14 protein-coding genes are annotated in these 16,179 nt (G+C 46.0%); 12 read left to right on the forward strand and 2 right to left on the reverse strand.

What is annotated here, in order from left to right; all coding sequences use genetic code 11:
- The first annotated feature begins 19 nt into the window (after positions 1-19).
- On the forward strand, positions 20-1,336 hold the full coding sequence (locus BLD48_RS02740; RefSeq protein ID WP_071498860.1) for a PhoH family protein: 1,317 nt from the start codon (positions 20-22) through the stop codon (positions 1,334-1,336).
- Between the two features lie 65 nt (positions 1,337-1,401).
- Here BLD48_RS02740 and BLD48_RS02745 read toward each other — a convergent pair whose 3' ends face one another.
- Positions 1,402-1,863, reverse strand: a complete 462-nt coding sequence (locus BLD48_RS02745) for a hypothetical protein (protein ID WP_071498861.1) — start codon at positions 1,861-1,863, stop codon at positions 1,402-1,404.
- 122 nt (positions 1,864-1,985) lie between these two features.
- Here BLD48_RS02745 and BLD48_RS02750 point away from each other — a divergent pair, with 122 nt between their 5' ends.
- The 4 genes from BLD48_RS02750 (at position 1,986) to BLD48_RS02765 (ending at position 8,492) form a co-directional block, all read left to right on the forward strand.
- Positions 1,986-2,264, forward strand: coding sequence for an Fpa/YlaN family protein (locus BLD48_RS02750; RefSeq protein ID WP_014970798.1), 279 nt, complete (start codon positions 1,986-1,988; stop codon positions 2,262-2,264).
- A 71-nt stretch (positions 2,265-2,335) separates the two neighbouring features.
- Positions 2,336-3,607: an FtsW/RodA/SpoVE family cell cycle protein gene (locus BLD48_RS02755; RefSeq protein WP_071498862.1), complete on the forward strand. Its 1,272-nt coding sequence runs from the start codon at positions 2,336-2,338 to the stop codon at positions 3,605-3,607.
- On the forward strand, positions 3,600-7,034 hold the full coding sequence (locus BLD48_RS02760; protein WP_071498863.1) for a pyruvate carboxylase: 3,435 nt from the start codon (positions 3,600-3,602) through the stop codon (positions 7,032-7,034). Before BLD48_RS02755 ends, BLD48_RS02760 begins: the two co-directional genes overlap by 8 nt.
- A gap of 102 nt (positions 7,035-7,136) precedes the next feature.
- Positions 7,137-8,492 carry a cryptochrome/photolyase family protein gene (locus tag BLD48_RS02765; RefSeq protein ID WP_083412223.1) on the forward strand — a complete coding sequence of 452 codons (1,356 nt, stop codon included), beginning with the start codon at positions 7,137-7,139 and terminating at the stop codon, positions 8,490-8,492.
- A gap of 51 nt (positions 8,493-8,543) precedes the next feature.
- On the opposite strand, the gene BLD48_RS02770 is transcribed toward BLD48_RS02765, so the two are convergent.
- Positions 8,544-9,437 (reverse strand): COX15/CtaA family protein, encoded by an 894-nt coding sequence (locus tag BLD48_RS02770; protein WP_026829909.1) that lies wholly within the window; start codon positions 9,435-9,437, stop codon positions 8,544-8,546.
- Between the two features lie 324 nt (positions 9,438-9,761).
- Here BLD48_RS02770 and cyoE point away from each other — a divergent pair, with 324 nt between their 5' ends.
- The 7 genes from cyoE to BLD48_RS02805 all read left to right on the forward strand — a co-directional run bounded on the left by cyoE (position 9,762) and on the right by BLD48_RS02805 (position 16,170).
- Positions 9,762-10,694, forward strand: a complete 933-nt coding sequence (cyoE, locus tag BLD48_RS02775; RefSeq protein ID WP_071498864.1) for a heme o synthase — start codon at positions 9,762-9,764, stop codon at positions 10,692-10,694.
- 62 nt (positions 10,695-10,756) lie between these two features.
- Entirely contained in the window at positions 10,757-11,788 is a 1,032-nt protein-coding gene (coxB, locus tag BLD48_RS02780; RefSeq protein WP_083412237.1) for a cytochrome c oxidase subunit II, read from the forward strand.
- Between the two features lie 34 nt (positions 11,789-11,822).
- The gene (ctaD, locus tag BLD48_RS02785) at positions 11,823-13,691 is read left to right on the forward strand and encodes a cytochrome c oxidase subunit I (RefSeq protein WP_201723132.1); all 1,869 of its coding nucleotides are present in this window, start codon (positions 11,823-11,825) and stop codon (positions 13,689-13,691) included.
- Between the two features lies 1 nt (position 13,692).
- Positions 13,693-14,322 carry a cytochrome (ubi)quinol oxidase subunit III gene (locus BLD48_RS02790; protein WP_014970790.1) on the forward strand — a complete coding sequence of 210 codons (630 nt, stop codon included), beginning with the start codon at positions 13,693-13,695 and terminating at the stop codon, positions 14,320-14,322.
- Position 14,323: 1 nt separating this feature from the next.
- The gene (locus tag BLD48_RS02795; protein WP_026832535.1) at positions 14,324-14,653 is read left to right on the forward strand and encodes a cytochrome C oxidase subunit IV family protein; all 330 of its coding nucleotides are present in this window, start codon (positions 14,324-14,326) and stop codon (positions 14,651-14,653) included.
- 206 nt (positions 14,654-14,859) lie between these two features.
- Positions 14,860-15,690, forward strand: coding sequence for a cytochrome c oxidase assembly protein (locus BLD48_RS02800; RefSeq protein WP_236629923.1), 831 nt, complete (start codon positions 14,860-14,862; stop codon positions 15,688-15,690).
- A gap of 18 nt (positions 15,691-15,708) precedes the next feature.
- Positions 15,709-16,170, forward strand: coding sequence for a DUF420 domain-containing protein (locus BLD48_RS02805; protein WP_071498867.1), 462 nt, complete (start codon positions 15,709-15,711; stop codon positions 16,168-16,170).
- Positions 16,171-16,179: the final 9 nt, after the last annotated feature.

Raw genomic sequence — 16,179 nt, forward strand, 5'->3', positions numbered from 1 at the left:
TAAAGGAGCGAACGATGGAATGAAGAAAATATATGTGCTCGATACCAATGTCATGTTACATGATCCCTTGTCACTGTTTCAATTCCAAGAACACGACGTCGTCATACCGGCGATTGTTTTGGAGGAGCTCGACGGAAAAAAACGAAATATGGATGAAGTGGGACGAAATGCGCGTGAAACAGCCCGAATTCTTGATCAACTCCGTGAAACGGGACATTTGCATGCGGGTGTTCCACTTGGAAATGGTGGGATTCTTCGTGTTGATATTGGCGATACAATCAGTGATGCTTCACCCTTCACCCATGAATCCAATGATAATAAGATTTTGGAGCTCGCCTGGTCCATTCATCGGGAGCAAAAAGAACAACAAAGTGGACGTGACGTCATCCTGGTCTCAAAAGATATCTTAGTCCGTGTCAAAGCGGATGCGTATGGGTTGGTGGCAGAAGACTATCTCACCGATCATATTGCGGACTTGACGGGGCTTTACACCGGTTTTGTTGAGCTAGTCGTCGATCAGGAATACATCGATGCGTTTTATCAGGATAAACGCCTGTCGGTCGATGTCCTCCCGGAAAAAGTTCACCCGAATCAATTCGTCATTTTAAAAAGTAACATATCCAAAGCCTCTGCGATCGCCGTCGTTGACCAAGAGATGCCGGTCATTCGGGCCTTATCGCTCGACGTCGATCAAGTGTGGGGCGTCATTCCACGAAACGTCCAACAACGGATGGCGTTTGAGTTGTTGCTCCGGGATGACGTCCCACTTGTGACCCTCGTCGGGAAGGCAGGAACCGGAAAAACGTTACTTGCACTTGCTGCCGGGTTGTTACAAGTCGAAGATGAACATCGTTATAAAAAGTTAGTCGTTGCGCGCCCTGTCGTTCCGATGGGGAATGATATCGGGTATCTACCAGGTGAGATGGAAGAAAAACTTCGTCCGTGGATGCAACCGATCTACGATAACTTGGAGCATCTGTTTAATACGAGTTCAGGTGACGAGTTAGGAAACATCCTTGCCGGTATGAAGTCGATTCAACTCGAAGCGTTGACGTATATTCGAGGTCGGAGCATGCCGGGACAATTCATCATCATCGACGAAGCACAAAATTTGACGAAACACGAAGTAAAGACGATTTTGACACGCGTCGGTGAAAATTCAAAAATCGTACTTGTGGGAGATCCTCAACAGATTGATCATCCGTACCTCGATGAGTACTCCAATGGACTTTCCTACGCCGTTGAACGACTCAAAGATGAAAAAATGACGGGGCATGTTAAGCTCGTCAAAGGGGAACGGTCAAGCCTCGCGCGACTTGCAGCAGACCTTCTCTAGTCGAAAGAAACAAAACCGCCCTGGTTCCCTCTTCGTTTTCAGAAGAAGCCAGGGCGGTTTTTATTTTACAATACGATAATCCGTTCGATGGAACGAATCACTTGATTTTGATACAACAAATGGACGGGACCATCCGTCAACACTTTCCCGTCTTTTGAAAATTGTAGATAAAGTTCTGATAAAGTGCTTAAAGCGAGTTCGATTGTATCTGTTCCTTCAAAACGTAGTGTCGTCGCTCCGTCGAGTACTTCAGCATTTTGGATGAATGGAGCTAACGGCATCGCAAACGTACCACGTAAGGCGGCGTCTTTTTCTTCGCGCGTCATCGGTTTATTGTGATCGGTCCGACTGCCTTCGGTAATTCCTTTATCCCAAGCAGCCCCCATCTTGGCATAATACGCTTCTTGCGCGTTATCGTCGGTAGTTTTCCCAATTTGATCGACTTCAATCTTCCGCTCATCAAAGATCCAAACGGTTGGATCGATGGTAAGTGAATAACGTACCTTGCCTGTGATCGGAAAAATCATCATTATTCCCCCTAAATGTATGAGTCGTGCAAATCCATTATACCGAAACGTTGAATTGTTGGCGAAAGTAAGGTAAAGTTTATCTATAACAGGAACGCGTCATTTGATGAGGAGGGATTGGATTGTCAACTGAAATCGGGACAGTTCATCGCCAGCGCGCTCTTGAGCTACTAGAAGCGGATGCCCATAAAATCCGCCGGTTGATCGAGGTCCAGCTTGCGAATTTAACGATGCCACAATGTCCTCTTTATGAGGAAGTATTGGATACACAAATGTTCGGATTGTCGCGTCAAATTGATTTTGCCGTTCGTCTCGAACTGATTGATGCGAGTGAAGGGAAACAACTACTCGACTCATTGGAACAGCAATTATCTGATTTACATGATGCGGAGACGTGCTGATTTTCTACTCAAACGTGAAATGCGGCGTTTGGGTATTTTTTTTTTAGAACTAGAAAAAGGACGTGTACATAATGCAATCGAAGTTTAAAGAAAAGCGTGCGTTTTTTGATTATCGCCTGTTCTTTACGATGTTGGTTCTCATGGCCATCAGTACGGTGATGGTCTATAGTGCCAGCGTGTGGAACGGTGGCGACTATGCCAACACTTCATTTTTTGAAAAACAATTGATGTTTGATGTCATGGCCATCGTCCTGTTTTTATTTGCAGCCCACGTCAATCATGAAGTGTTTCGGGGACCGATTTTCCGTCTGATGCTGTATGTGGTTACATGGGGGATGTTGATGGCGACGTTGTTTTCTGAACCGTTGAACGGAGCGCGTGCTTGGTTGAATTTCGGGATCTTTTTAATCCAACCGATCGAGCTGTGTAAGTTTGTCCTCGTCATTGGACTCGCCAATTATTTTGACCAAAAATATAAAGGACAGATGAACGGTGTCATCGGGATTGTTCACCATTTCATCCACAGCCAAATCGCACCGTCTTCAGGGATTCGAAAGTTTTTACTCAGTATCGCGGACTGGCTGTTGATTCCGATGCTCGTTTTATTGGCACCGTATGCAATCATCATTCGGATGCAACCGGACGACGGAGGATTGTTCATCCTGTTGCTGATTACAGCGATGATCTGGTTTGCCGTTGGTTTACCAATCGGTTACTTGGCGTTAGCAGCTGTGGGTGGTCCGTTAGTTGGTTTATATGCTTGGAGTAATTTCTCGGCGAATCAGATGGAACGGATTCAAGCCATTTTTAATCCATTCCTTGATGCCGAGGGGAAAGGATACCAACTGATCAATTCGGTCATCTCGATTGCCCACGGTGGCTTCTTCGGAGTCGGATTAGGGAACAGCTTTCAAAAGTACGGCTATCTCCCAGAACCGGAGACCGACTACATCATGTCGATCATTTCAGAAGAAATGGGATTTGTTGGTGTGTTTGTCGTGCTTGGTTTATTGTTCTTTTTAATGTTCCAGGGAATACGGATTGCCTATCAATCAGCATCGATTTATTCCAGCATGGTCGCTTTCGGGATTTCATCGATTATTTTCATTCAGACCTGTATCAACATCGGAGCAATGTCCGGTCTGTTTCCGGGAACCGGTGTGACGCTTCCGTTCATTAGTTATGGCGGTTCGTCGCTGCTTGTCATGAGTACGATGCTTGGTGTCGTGGCAAATATTTCGATGCAAAACAAGCACCGGATAGCGTATCATAAAGAAGTACAGGAAGCACGTACGATGAGTGCTACGAGTTCATTACCTAAAGGGGGAGCATCAGTTGACTAAAATCAAAAAGATTCTTGTCGCAAACCGCGGAGAAATCGCGATTCGGGTATTCCGTGCGGCAACCGAACTTGGGATTCGGACAGTCGCTATTTATTCACGAGAAGATATGGGATCGCTTCACCGATACAAAGCCGATGAGGCCTATCGAATTGGCGAAGGGAAAAAGCCGATTGAAGCCTATCTCGACATCGAAGGAATCATCGCAACTGCAAAAGAAGCAGCATGTGATGCGATTCATCCGGGATATGGTTTTTTATCAGAAAATATTGAACTCGCAACACGTTGTCGCGAAGAGGGAATCATCTTCATTGGTCCTCGGGAAGAGCATCTCTATAGTTTTGGAGACAAGGTACGCGCACGCACAACGGCAATCGAGGCCGGTCTACCTGTCATACCGGGTACGGACGGTCCCATCACATCCATCGATGAAGCCTATGCCTTTGCGCAACAAGTCGGATATCCATTGATGGTCAAAGCGTCTCTTGGTGGTGGTGGACGAGGGATGCGTGTCGTCCGGACGGAAGAAGAACTACCAGAAATGATTGAACGCGCAAAATCAGAAGCCTTAAAAGCATTTGGCTCAGATGAGATTTATGTCGAAAAATTAATTGAACGTCCAAAACATATCGAAGTTCAGATCATCGGAGATGCCCACGGGAACATCGTCCACCTGTTCGAACGGGATTGTTCGGTTCAACGCCGTCACCAAAAAGTCGTTGAGGTCGCACCATGTGTTACGTTATCAGATGCAGGAAGAAAGAAGATTTGTGATGCTGCCGTCACGCTGATGAAACATGTCGGATACGAAAATGCGGGAACGGTCGAATTTTTGGTCACGCAAGACGAATCGTTCTACTTTATCGAAGTCAACCCGCGTGTTCAGGTCGAGCATACGATTACAGAAATGATTACCGGGATTGATATCGTTCAGACACAAATTCGGGTAGCAGAAGGCGAATCACTACATAGTGAATTAGTTGGCATTCCTGCTCAAGAAGATATCCAAATGCTTGGTTTTGCGATTCAAAGCCGGATTACATCGGAAGATCCGGAAAACGGATTTTTGCCGGATACAGGTAAAATTAAAGCCTACCGCTCACCAGGCGGTTTCGGTGTCCGACTAGATGGCGGAAATGCCTATGTCGGAGCGGAAATTTCACCTTATTATGACTCCTTGCTCGTTAAGATCTCGACACACGGCTTAACGTACGATCAAGCCGTTGCGAAGATGAGCCGTAACTTAAGTGAATTCCGAATTCGCGGCATTAAAACAAATATTCCATTTTTAAGTAACGTCTTGAAGCACCATGCGTTTGTCAGCGGGGACTACAACACGTCCTTTATCGACGATACGAAGGAATTGTTCATCTTCCCGAAACGCCATGACCGTGGGACCAAACTCCTGACGTATATCGGAGAAGTCTCCGTTAACGGATTCCCTGGAATCGGGAAGATTGAAAAGCCAATTGCCCGGGATGTCCGGATTCCAAAAGATTTGCCGGATGGTTATCAAGCTGGTGCAAAAGCGATTCTAGACGCGGAAGGACCGGCTGGTGTCATCAAGTGGTTGAAGACGCAAGAACACGTCTTGTTGACGGACACGACGTTCCGAGATGCCCATCAATCGTTACTCGCGACGCGGATGCGGACAAAAGACTTGGTCGCAATCGCCGAAGCAGAAGCCAAACTCTTACCGGAACTCTTCTCGGTCGAGGCATGGGGCGGGGCAACGTTTGATGTCGCGTACCGTTTCCTCTCGGAAGATCCGTGGGTTCGTTTGATGAAGTTACGCGAGAAGATGCCAAATGTCTTGATTCAGATGTTGTTACGTGGTGCCAACGCGGTCGGTTACAAAAATTATCCGGACAACGTCATTCATGCATTCGTTAAAGAAGCGGCACAAGCTGGTGTCGATGTCTTCCGGATCTTTGATAGTCTCAACAATCCGGAATCGATTCAGCTCGCGATTGATGCGGTATTGCCAACTGGAAAAATTGCGGAAGCAGCCGTCTGTTATACAGGTGACTTGTTTGATGCCAACCGTCCGAAATATCATTTGCCTTACTATGTCAAACTGGCGAAACAACTAGAAGCAAGTGGTGCGCACATCATCGCAATCAAGGATATGGCAGGTTTGCTTAAACCGGAAGCGGCATATGCGTTAGTCTCCGCATTAAAAGACGCCGTTGACTTACCGATTCACCTCCATACACATGATGCGAGTGGAAACGGAATCTACACATATGCCCGTGCCGTTGATGCCGGTGTTGATATCGTCGATGTTGCTGCTTCAAGTATGGCTGGACTCACTAGTCAGCCGGCAGGAGGAAGCTTGATCCATGCCTTGAGTGGTCATAAACGTCAACCACTGGTCTCCGTTCAGAAATTTGAACAGATTTCTGACTACTGGCAGGATGTCAGACATTTGTACCAATCATTTGAACTCGACATGTTAGCGCCAAACCCGACCGTCTACGATCACGAAATGCCGGGTGGCCAGTACTCGAACTTACAACAACAGGCGAAAGCAGTTGGCTTGGCGGATCGTTGGTCAGAAGTGAAAACGATGTACGCGCGTGTCAACATGCTGTTTGGTGATATTGTCAAAGTCACCCCTTCTTCAAAAGTGGTCGGAGACATGGCCTTGTTCATGGTTCAACATCACCTGACGGAAGAGGACGTGCTAGAACGCGCCAGTAACTTAGATTTCCCTGATTCTGTCGTCGAACTGATGAAGGGTGAACTTGGAACACCACCGGACGGTTTCCCGAAAAACGTTCAAGCCGCTATCTTAAAAGGGGTCGAACCATTGACGGAGCGCCCGGGTAAGATGATGGAGCCGCTGAACTTCGATGCCATCAAACATGAACTGTTTGAAAAACTAGAACGTCCAGTCACAGAGTTTGATGCACTTGCCTATGCGCTGTATCCAAAAGTTTTCCTGGATTACAGTTCGTATGTCGAACGGTATGGCGATATTTCGGTACTCGATACAAGTACGTTCTTCCATGGTATGCGTTTAGGTGAAACGATTGAAGTAGAGATCGAGCGAGGAAAAACGCTTTATCTCAAACTGATTCAAGCCGGTCAACCGAATGATCATGGTATCCGCATCATCTATTTCGAGATGAACGGTGTCCCACGCGAAGTGGAAGTGAAAGATATTAGCGTCAAAGAAAGTTCGTCAAGTCGTCCAAAAGCGGATCGAGCGAACCCAAAACAAATCGGTGCTTCGATGCCGGGTAGCGTCTTGAAAGTGCTTGTCGAACCAGGAACACGTGTCCGTAAAGGAGAACAATTACTTGTCACGGAAGCGATGAAAATGGAAACGACGATTCAAGCACCAGAAGACGGTGAAATCAAGGCCGTTCATGTCAAAGAAGGCGAAGCGATTGCGAGTCAAGATTTATTGATCGAATTCATCTGACACGTAGAGTGGACCATCATTAAATAAGCATGACGAGAAACAGGCGAAACGCATGGCGGATTGCCTGTTTTTCGTTCATCATCATGTTGAGGAGGGACTAATGTGAATATCATCTGTTGGATTCGGAGTGATTTCCGAATCGAGGATAACCATATGTTGGCGCAGGCCGCGCAATATCTTGAAGACGATCCGCAGGCAAACGTCGAGTTCGTATTTTGGATCAATCCAGACTATATCGGGGAGTATGATGCCCGGCAACAGTATTTTTTTCAAGCACTCGAACAGTTTGCGAAGACATGTAAATCACATCGGATGCCGATTCGGTTTATCGAAGGAAACGAAAATGACTTCCTAGAAGCGACCGCCATGGCGGACCTTCTGTTGTTCAATGCAGAATACGTAGAACCGTTCAAGACACGAGATGACAACATCATAAAAAAACGGGGAGGCAAAAAAACGGAACGGTTACTTGATCGGCATCTGCTTCACCCCCATGCCGTCAAGAAAAATGACGGCTCTTATTATAAAGTATTCACCCCCTATAAAAATGCATTCCTTAAAAAAGAGTTGCCGGTTCCCTATTCGGTCAATCTAACCTGTTTGCAAGAACGTTATCAGACACGCCGGCAAAATAATACGTTCATGGTCGAATATTTCAAACAAGCTGGATCGGACGTAGCGTTCAAACCGGGCGAAGAGCAGGCGAAGAAACGGCTTGATCAGTTCCTTCAAACAAGTCTGGCATCGTATGAAGAGCAACGTGATGTTCCATCAATCGATGGCACGAGTTTAATGTCACGTTATCTACGGACGGGGGAGATTGGTATTCGGACGATTTTTGAGGCGGTTAGTCAGAAAGAGGATTCGAAGGGAAAACAAACCTATGTCACGGAGCTGATTTGGCGGGAATTTTATTATACGATTCTGTTGCATTACCCAGAAGCCAAACGTTTACCGGTCAATGAACAGTATACGAACATCGAGTGGGAAGAAGACGAAAAAGGATTTAAAGACTGGTGTGAAGGGAAAACGGGGTATCCAATCGTTGATGCTGCAATGCGGCAACTGAATACGACAGGGTGGATGCATAACCGACTCCGTATGATCGTCGCCTCATTTTTGACGAAGGATTTGCTGATTGATTGGCAAAAAGGAGAACGTTACTTTCAGCAAAAGTTAGTCGATTATGAGGCAGCCTCGAATATTGGAGGCTGGCAGTGGGCAGCATCGGTTGGAACGGATGCCGTTCCATATTTTCGGGTCTTTAATCCGACGACCCAATCGAAAAAGTTTGATAAGGATGGAACGTTTATTCGTCAATATGTACCGGAAATCAAAGCGTTATCAAACAAGTACATTCATGAACCGACGGACCAACAACGGCAAGATTATGCGTACCCGATGCCGATCGTGGATCATGACATGGCACGAAAACGAGCGATTGCCCGCTTTAAATAAAAAAGCATTCCAAGTGATGTCGGAATGCTTTTTAGCGAGTTGAATATCCAGTCAGTGTAACCGGGAATTTGCTTTTCGGGTCCGAAAAGCATGATACGCAAGGTACGAGATGACCCCGAAGTAACACGTGATCAAGAAGGCGTGTAACAACGGAACATATGTCGCATGCCCACCTAAGACGATCCAGGCGCCAGTAGCGACCTGGCAAGAAATGAAGAACGTCGCAAACAACATGCCGGTGCGGGTCGTCCGGTGTTTGAGACGAATCGCCATGTAATGGACGAACAACGTATAGAAGAACAGCAGTCCGGCTAAAATACGGTGAATCATCTGCACCCATGCTTCAAACGTCATCGAGGGTTGCGAACAGATGGGCCAGCCGACACAGGCGTATGTCGCTCCGACGTGGCGCACGAATGCGCCGGTATAGACGACGATCAACGTATAAATCAGGAGACCATAAAGCAGTTTACGCAAGAATGCTGGGACCGATTCCCTGAATTCTCGACCCGGACGCTCCATGATCAGTATCGTTAAGATAAGTAAGGAAGCAAAGGATATCAAAGAAATTCCGAAATGCAACGCCATGACAAGATCCGACTGTTGCCAGACGACTGCTCCTGCACCCACGATGGATTGAATCAACATGAAAATAAAGGCGAGGAAAGCAAAAATCTTTATATCGAGACGCTCTTTGAATGCAACGAGTGTCCAAAGACATAATGCAATGATTAGTAATCCAACAACACCTGTCACGGCCCGGTGACTATACTCGATCATCGTTTCTACACTCGGGTTGGTCGGAATCAGTTCGCCGTGACAAAGCGGCCAGTCCGTTCCGCATCCATTCCCTGAATCTGTTTTCGTGACTGTTCCGCCCATGAGTAAAACGATCATCATCGTGAATGTGACAAATGCTGAAAAAATCGAAAGTTTTCGATTCAAGACGCAGACACCACCTTTCTGGAAAAATACAAGATACTTGAAATACCTAGCAATAGTATCGCATAAAAAATATCGAAACGCTTGCAATCTTTTAGAAGAACGCTATTCTAATATTAGGTAAATATGGTGAACTGTGAGGTTAATCACATAGATTTCACATTTTGTTCATTATGTCGAAAGTATTTTCATACGTCATGCCTGTGAATATGTGGTATCTTTTATAGAGAAAAGGGCGTTTCGTGGCGTGTCTGTGTTATTTCTGTGAAGAAAATACGTGAATCATACGTGCAGAAAGAACAGAGGCGGTTAGAAGGAGGAAACAACATGGCGAAAGTAAACGGGGAGACCCTTGATATCATGATCGAACAAACCGATCAGCCGACATTCAAGGACTACGTCACCCTAGCAAAGATGGGGATCGTCCGGGCGAATCTCATCACGGTCTTCGCAGGTTATGTCATAGCAGCATCTTATTTAACGGATGATGTTCTACTGTATCTGTGGCAGACGAAGTTGACCTTATTGTGGACACTTCTCGGAAGTGGATTGGTCATTGCCGGTAGTTGTTATCTCAACAACTACATTGATCGCGATATCGATTACAAGATGGAGCGGACGATGGGAAGACCGAGCGTGACCGGTAAGATGGATGGGCAGCGTATATTAGCATTAGGACTGGGCATACTGGCTACCGGTACCGTTCTTTTGCTCATCGTTAACCATGTCGCGGCAGTCTTCGGACTGATTGGATCGTTTGTCTACGTCGTCATCTACACGATGTGGTTAAAACGGACTCATACGATCAATACGGTCGTAGGTGGTATTTCAGGAGCAGTGCCACCGATCATTGGATTTGCGGCAGTCACTCCGACACTCCACATCGATGCATGGATTTTATTTCTCATCATGTTTGTCTGGCAACCGCCTCATTTCCTTGCGCTTGCCATGAGACGGACGGAAGAATACCGGGTTGCCGGCATTCCGATGTTACCTGTCGTCAATGGTTTTGCAATCACGAAACGGCAAATTGTATGGTGGATTGCAGTCTTGCTTCCATCATCACTCCTCCTCGCGCATTACGGCATCATTTATGTGCTCGTCATGGCAGTGCTCGGTGGATACTGGCTCTATATGGGACTGCAAGGTCTCAAGATTAAAGAAGAACAAGCTGAGATTAAATGGGCTTCGAAGATGTTTTTCTTCTCGCTCTTTTACTTCACGGCTTGGATCGTGACGGTCGTACTCGTTTCTCTCTAAAACGATTTGACATATTCACGTACACCATTACGTAAGAAAAAATTGGGGAAAAGAAAGTGGGGATGGTTGTGAAAAAATCAGGAAAAATGCTCTTCCGGCTTCTTCCGATCGGTTTGATGGCATTATTGTTATCAGGTTGTGGAATTCCGGAATTGTCCGCACTACAACCTCGCGGGGAAGGTGCACAAATGCAACTTGAGATCATTAAGCTCAGCTTATGGGTCATGTTGTTTGTCCTTGCGATCGTAGCGGTCATCTATATTTACGTACTTATGAAATTCCGTCGTAAAGCTGGAGACAACACTGTTCCGAAACAGGTGGAAGGAAATCATACACTTGAAATCATCTGGACGGTCATTCCGATTCTTTTGTTAGTCGTGCTTGCTGTACCGACGATCAAAACGACGGTTGAGTTAGCAGATGCAAAAGAAGCGAAAAAGAATGAAATCATCAACGTTACTGCAAACCTCTACTGGTGGGAGTTTGAATATCCAGACAAAGGTGTTTCGACTGGACAAGAGCTTGTCATTCCGGTTGGAAAACGTGTTGCGGTCAATTTAACATCAAAAGACGTCATTCACTCATTCTGGGTACCTGCGCTTTCAGGTAAAACAGATACAAACCCAGGTCTTGAAAATGAAATGTGGTTACAAGCACAAGAAGCCGGTACTTACTACGGTAAATGTGCGGAGTTGTGTGGACCGTCACACGCACTGATGGACTTTAAAGTCATCGCGCTTGAGCAAGATGACTACGATGCATGGCTTAAAGACATGAAGTCAGCAAAAGAAGCAGAAACAAAACAACTTGATGCGAAAAACGAAAAAAACTGGACGACAGGCGAGCAAGTCTACGCACAAAACTGTCTCAGCTGTCACGGTGGCGGGAAAGTCGCGCCAAGCTTAACAAACTTCGGTGATCGTCAACGTATCGCAGGATACCTTGATCATGACAAAGAAAGTCTCGAAAAATGGATTCGCAATCCACAAAAAGAAAAACAAGGGACAAAAATGCCTGGTTTCTCTGAAGATCAGATTAGCGATGAAGATTTGAGCGAACTTGCAGACTACCTATTGGACAAGAAGCTCCAATAATATTTAAGGGGGAATCATAGTGGGGACACATACTATGGGTATGCCGAAGAAAAAAAGCGGCATCATGGACTGGCTAACGACAGTCGACCATAAAAAAATTGGGATTCTCTACATCATGTCCGGATTGTTTTTCCTTCTGGTTGGTGGCGTAGAAGCCTTAATGATTCGTTTTCAGCTGATTAAACCGATGAACGATTTCGTCAGCGGTGAATTATTTAACCAGTTGATCACGATGCACGGTACGACAATGATCTTCTTGGCAGCGATGCCGATGTTGATCGGATACATGAACGCTGCAGTACCGCTTCAAATCGGAGCGCGCGACGTTGCGTTCCCGTTCTTGAATGCACTTGGTTTTTGGTTGTTCTTCTTCGGGGGAGTATTACTGAACCTATCTTGGTTCTTCGGCGCAGCACCAAACGCGGGATGGACTGCGTATGCACCACTTTCAACGGTTCCAGAATCACTCGGTGTTGATTTCTATGCACTTGGGTTACAGATTTCTGGTTTCGGTACACTCATGGGGGGGATTAACTTCCTCGTCACGATTCTCAACATGCGCGCACCAGGTATGAAACTGATGCGGATGCCGCTATTTACATGGACAGCATTCGTTGCTTCTGCCTTGATCGTTTTCGCATTCCCACCACTTACAGTCGGTCTGTTCTTGCTGACGTTTGAACGCTTGTTCGGAGCCCATTTCTTCGATCCGGCAGCGGGTGGTAATATCGTCATCTGGGAACACCTTTTCTGGATTTTCGGTCACCCGGAAGTATATATCTTGATTTTACCGGCATTTGGTATCTTCTCAGAAATCATTCCTACCTTTGCTCGTAAACGTCTCTTCGGTTACACGACGATGGTCTTTGCGACGATGTTGATCGGTTTCTTAGGATTCATGGTTTGGGTTCACCATATGTTTACTGTTGGACTTGGTCCTGTTGCAAACGCGATCTTCGCAGTTGCGACAATGGCAATCGCTGTCCCGACCGGGGTTAAGATCTTTAACTGGCTCTTTACGCTGTGGGGCGGGAAATTGACGTTCCCTGTTGCGATGCTGTATTCGGTTGCCTTCATTCCATCGTTCCTTGTTGGTGGTATGACAGGGGTCATGCTTTCAGTTGCACCTGCCGATTATCAGTACCACGACAGTTACTTCGTCGTTGCCCATTTCCACTATGTTATCGTTGGTGGGGTTGTCTTCGGTCTCTTCGCCGGTCTCTATTACTGGTTCCCACTCATGTTCGGGAAACAGCTGAACGAGTTCTGGGGTAAAATTCAATTCTGGTTGTTCTTCATCGGCTTCCACTTGACGTTCTTCCCGCAACACATTCTTGGTTTAACGGGTATGCCACGTCGTGTCTTCACGTACTTGCCAAACCAAGGCTGGGAAACGATGAACTTACTATCTTCCATCGGGGCAGGATTCATGGGTGTCTCGACGATCGTATTAGTCGTTTCGATTGCAGCAGCACTGATGTCAAAAGAATATGTCAAACGCGACGTATGGGGAGATGGACGGACACTTGAGTGGACGCTTCCGGTACCGACGCCAGAATATAACTTTGCTCAAACACCACTCGTTAAAGGGTTAGATACGTACTGGCTCGAAAAAATGGCAGGAAACAAAACCGTTTCCGTTTCGGAAGAAGTCGGCGATATCCACATGCCGAACAATACGATTCTGCCGTTCGTCATGTCTGTCGGTCTGTTCCTTGCAGGTCTTGGATTCATTCTTCGCCTGGACTACGGAACAGTCGGTCTCGTCGTTGCCTTGATTGGTCTCGCTACGACACTCGTTGCGATGTTCCTCCGGTCATGGATTGATGATGAAGGATACTATATCCCGAAATCAGTCATCGAAGAAGATCTACGCCTTGAAGCTGAAAAGGAGGCGAAGTAAGATGGGACATCATTCAGTTCCAAATAACCCGATCACGGGTATTCCGGATCATGTTGAAAAAGCAACACTTGAGGGTAAGAATAAATATGTAGCCTTCTGGTTCTTCCTTGGAGGAGAAACGACATTGTTCGCTTCTCTCTTCGGAACGTACATCGGGCTGCATAACTCGGGTGCTAAAGAAGGATTACGCAGTTACGATATTTTCGAAATGGGTCTTGTCTTCATCATGACGATGCTCCTCCTCACAAGTTCACTGACAAGTGTGCTTGCGATGATGGCGATGAAACGTAATGATGTGAAAAAGATGAAGATGTGGTTGATCATCACACTTGCTCTTGGATTAGCGTTCTTAGCAGGTGAGATTTATGAGTTTAATCATTACTACCACATCGGTCATACGTTTACGTCGAGTGCCTTTGGATCGGCCTTCTACACATTAGTCGGTTTCCACGGAGCGCACGTTCTGTTTGGTCTCCTTTGGATCACGACGTTGCTCGTCCGTAACTGGAACCGCGGCATCACAGTTGTCAACGCACCGAAATTTTATGTTTCAAGTCTTTACTGGCACTTCATTGACGTCGTCTGGGTCTTTATCTTCTCAGTCGTCTACCTCATGGGGATGGTGAAATAAGATGGAAAAACACGAACCGCAACTGACACGTAATCAGATGGAACTCGAGATGAAAGCAGATCGCAGCCGCGAGATGCAACTTCAACTGACAAGTTTTGCTTTGATGATTTTCCTCACACTGATCGCCTTTGGTGCGGTCATGGCAGAGCTCATGCCTCACTGGGCAGCCGGTGGATTCCTGATCATCATGGCAATCGTGCAAGTGTACCTCCAACTTTATATGTTCATGCACATGAACAATAAAGGGAACACATGGATTAAAGTCATGATGGCACTTGGGATCTTCGTCGCCTTGACGATTGTCGCGACACTCCGTCTTTTAATCTGGTAATAAATTGTGACCATTCTGCTAACGTTTAGCAGGATGGTCTTTTATTTTAGAATCGTTTTATGAGAAACCTTTACAATGAAATAGGGGAACGGTAATCTTAATCTGTAGGAAAAAGGAACGGGGTGAGAAACATGTTAGGCAACTTAAGGGGATCTTTATCACAATTTGAGTGGACTGTTTTATGGAGTCCGTATTATGCATTACTTTTGATTGGAATATATGTGTTTTATGCGGTCGTGACCGAAAAAATCCGCCGGCCGGATGAAGCGGAAACGACGCTCGGGCAAAAATTTTCAATGCTCGCTGCCTTGTTTGTTTACTATATCGGTTTTGGGAGTCCGCTTGATGTCATGGCGCACATCACTTTTTCGGCCCATATGTTACAGATGGTATTCGTCTACATGGTGGCACCGCCATTATTGATGCTTGCAATTCCAGGATGGGTCTTTAAACGGTTATTTGCGTTACCTTATATCGGTCGCACACTACGCTTCTTCATTTTGCCGTTGATTGCACTGATTTTATTTAATTCATTGTTTACGTTTTACCATATGCCTTTCATCTTTGATTATGTGTTGACGAATTATACCGTTCACCGGATTTTCCATGGAACGTTGATTTTCCTCAGCATGACGATGTGGTATCCGATTATCGCACCGGTCAACGAAGAAGACAGCTTATCGGATTTAAAGAAGATGGTGTATATCGTCGCGAACGGTGTGTTATTGACGCCGGCATGTGCGTTCATGATCTTTAGCCAAAGTTTCCAGTATGAAGCCTACCAAGATCCGGCAACTTTTGCGAAAGTCCTTGCCTACTGTATGCCGAATAATGATGTGAGTGGTCTGAACATGGAACGCTTGTTTGGAACGACCAATGACCTGCTAGAAGATCAACGATTTGGTGGTGTCTTGATGAAACTTGGACAAGAGTTGGTGTATGGTCTGTTCTTCGGACTCACATTCTTTACATGGGTGAGACGTTCTAAAAGTACTGCTGTCGATGAAGGTATGTCCTTCTCGCCAAAAGCGGATTAAATTGGAGGAAGTTGAAACATGAGTTATTTGCCGTTGATTTGTGTCTCGTTGATTGTCATCAGTGCGATTTTTGTCGCGATTGGGTGGTTCTTGATTGCTCAGACACGCCGGAACATGAAAGCACATCAATTCGTGATGACGATTGCTGCTGCGCTAGCCTTATTATTTTTCATCATGTACGCTTTACGGACGATCCTTCTAGGCAATACAGCCTTTGGTGGACCGGACACGATTAAACCGTATTACACAGGATTTTTAATTTTCCATATCCTCCTCGCGACATCAGGTGGAGTACTTGGATTAATGGCTCTCTTTTTTGCATACAAGAAAAACTTTACGAAACACCGTAAGATTGGTCCAAAAGCGTCCGTGATTTGGTTTTTGACGGCGATTACGGGTGTGATCGTCTATTGTCTGCTGTATGTCGTATATGAACCAGGGGAGACGACAAACGTGTTCCGGGCGATTTGGAATCATTAAGGGGGTAAC

The organism is Exiguobacterium sp. KRL4, assembly GCF_001870785.1.
In the GTDB taxonomy this organism is placed as follows: domain Bacteria; phylum Bacillota; class Bacilli; order Exiguobacteriales; family Exiguobacteriaceae; genus Exiguobacterium_A.

Bases quoted from the DNA above. Each gene is read 5' to 3' on its own strand.
- BLD48_RS02740 (WP_071498860.1), top strand. From the start codon at position 20: ATGAAGAAAATATATGTGCTCGATACCAATGTCATGTTACATGATCCC.
- cyoE (WP_071498864.1), top strand. From the start codon at position 9,762: ATGGCGAAAGTAAACGGGGAGACCCTTGATATCATGATCGAACAAACC.
- BLD48_RS02795 (WP_026832535.1), top strand. From the start codon at position 14,324: ATGGAAAAACACGAACCGCAACTGACACGTAATCAGATGGAACTCGAG.
- BLD48_RS02745 (WP_071498861.1), bottom strand. From the start codon at position 1,863: ATGATTTTTCCGATCACAGGCAAGGTACGTTATTCACTTACCATCGAT.
- BLD48_RS02790 (WP_014970790.1), top strand. From the start codon at position 13,693: ATGGGACATCATTCAGTTCCAAATAACCCGATCACGGGTATTCCGGAT.
- coxB (WP_083412237.1), top strand. From the start codon at position 10,757: ATGGTTGTGAAAAAATCAGGAAAAATGCTCTTCCGGCTTCTTCCGATC.
- ctaD (WP_201723132.1), top strand. From the start codon at position 11,823: ATGGGTATGCCGAAGAAAAAAAGCGGCATCATGGACTGGCTAACGACA.
- BLD48_RS02805 (WP_071498867.1), top strand. From the start codon at position 15,709: ATGAGTTATTTGCCGTTGATTTGTGTCTCGTTGATTGTCATCAGTGCG.
- BLD48_RS02755 (WP_071498862.1), top strand. From the start codon at position 2,336: ATGCAATCGAAGTTTAAAGAAAAGCGTGCGTTTTTTGATTATCGCCTG.